This is a genomic window from Microcoleus sp. Pol17C6 (genome assembly GCF_036701145.1).
Classification (GTDB): domain Bacteria; phylum Cyanobacteriota; class Cyanobacteriia; order Cyanobacteriales; family Microcoleaceae; genus Microcoleus.
In genome coordinates, this window is the sequence record NZ_JAUBQH010000004.1 from 7180 (window position 1) to 9341 (window position 2162).

The 2162-nt window shown below is 46.3% G+C and carries 2 pseudogenes; both read right to left on the reverse strand.

Annotated elements, in window-relative coordinates:
• Window positions 1-812, reverse strand: a pseudogene (locus QUA25_RS03135) (WD40 repeat domain-containing protein); the annotation flags it as partial.
• A 1-nt stretch (window position 813) separates the two neighbouring features.
• Window positions 814-2162, reverse strand: a pseudogene (locus QUA25_RS03140) (WD40 repeat domain-containing protein); the annotation flags it as partial.

Consider the following 2162-nt stretch of genomic DNA (forward strand, 5'->3'; position numbering starts at 1 on the left):
ACTTTGAGGGTGTTGTCATCTGAACCAGAAATCGCCCGCTTCCCATCAGCGGTGAGGGCTACTGCATTTACGCAGTCGTTGTGACCTTTGAGAGTAAACTCTTCCTTTCGATTTGTTAAATCCCACACTTTGAGGGTGTTGTCTCTTGAACCAGAAATTGCCCGCTTGCCATCGGGGGTGACGGCGACTGCATTTACCCAGTCGCTGTGACCTTTGAGAGTAAACAGTTCGCTTCCAGTTGTTAAATCCCAGACTTTTAGGGTGTTGTCTCTTGAACCAGAAATTGCCCTTTTGCTATCAGCAGTGAGGGCGACTGCATATACTGAGTTGCTGTGACCTTCCAGGGTGCGTAGTAGTCCCCTGCGAGGGGGAGTTAAACATGGTGTCAAAGGACGCAACCAACGTGCTGCTTTCCCCTGCTTGGCTGCCTCCAGCATTGCCTGAATTTCTGGCATTTCAAAGTACAGTAAGTGCCCTAACAATTGCCCTGCCAGTTGCGTCCGATCTCGCTCCAAAATATCTGCTGACATCCAGAGTACCGTTTGAATCAAGTTCAGGGCTTTCACTTTTTCTGGGTTGTACTCTGGGTGAGTTACCGCTTCTGAATCGTCAAGCAAATTGAAATCATCAATAAGTGCCTGCACGCCAAACTCAGGATGCTGAATCTTTGCCATCAGAAAGTTAAAATCTGTCAGTTTTTGATAATACTTTTCTAAATTCCCTGACTTGACATAATTTGGCAGTAAGCTGCCCAGATAAGCACGTTGATAGAAAAGTGGTTTGGTCGCTAACTTGTCAGCAAATTCTCCCATCTCACGCCATCCCCTTTTCTAAATACTCACTAATCCCTTCGAGTCGCAGGAAATATACGCGGCCGGATGCGTCGCCTGCCACAATTGTGACTCCATCGGGTGCGATGGCGCAAGAGGCGATCGAACTTTCACCCGTGAAACTGGCAATCACATTTCCACTTGACAAATCCCAGACTTTTAGGGTGTTATCTTTTGAACCAGAAACTGCTCGCTTGCCATCACCAGTGACGGCGACTGTATTCACCAAGCTGCTGTGACCTTCAAGAGTAAACTCTTCCTTTCCAGTTGTTAAATCCCAGACTTTGAGGATGTTGTCTGTTGAACCAGAAATCGCCCGTTTCCCATCAGCAGTGACGGCTAATGTATTTACTGAGTTTCTGTGACCTTTGAGAGTAAACTCTTCTTTTCCAGTTGTTAAATCCCAGACTTTGAGGGTTTTGTCATCAGAACCAGAAATCGCCCGTTTGCCATCCTCCGTGACAGCAACTGCATTTACCGAGTAGCTGTGACCTTTGAGAGTAAACAGTTCATTTCCAGTTGTTAAATCCCAGACTTTGAGGGTTTTGTCATCAGAACCAGAAATTGCCCGTTTGCCATCCTCCGTGACAGCAACTGCTTTTACTGAGTAGCTGGGGAGAGTAAACAGTTCCTTTCCAGTTGTTAAATCCCAGACTTTGAGGGTGTTGTCTTTTGAACCAGAAATCGCCATTTTGCCCTCAGCAGTGACAGCAACTGCATTTACCGAGTAGCTGTGGAGAGTAAGCAGTTCATTTCCAGTGGTTAAATCCCAGACTTTGAGGGTGTTGTCTTTTGAACCAGAAATCGCCATTTTGCCATCAGCAGTGACAGCAACTGCATTTACCGAGTAGCTATGACCTTTGAGAGTAAACAGTTCATTTCCAGTTGTTAAATCCCAGACTTTGAGGGTTTTGTCTCTTGAACCAGAAATCGCCTGCTTCCCATCAGCAGTGACAGCAACTGCATTTACCGAGTTGCTGTGACCTTTGAGAGTAAACTGTTCATTTCCAGTGGTTAAATCCCAGACTTTGAGGGTTTTGTCCCACGAACCAGAAAGCGCCCGCTTGCCATCCTCCGTGACAGCGACTCCATTTACCGAGTTGCTGTGACCTTTGAAAGTAAAGTGTTCATTTCCAGTTATTAAATCCCAGACTTTGATCGTGTTGTCCGCTGCACCAGAAATCGCCCTCTTCCCATCAGCAGTGACGGCTACTGCATATACTGAGTTGCTGTGACCTTTGAAAGTAAAGTGTTTATTTCCAGTTATTAAATCCCAGACTTTGATCGTGTTGTCCGCTGCACCAGAAATCGCCCTCTTCCCATCAGCAGTGA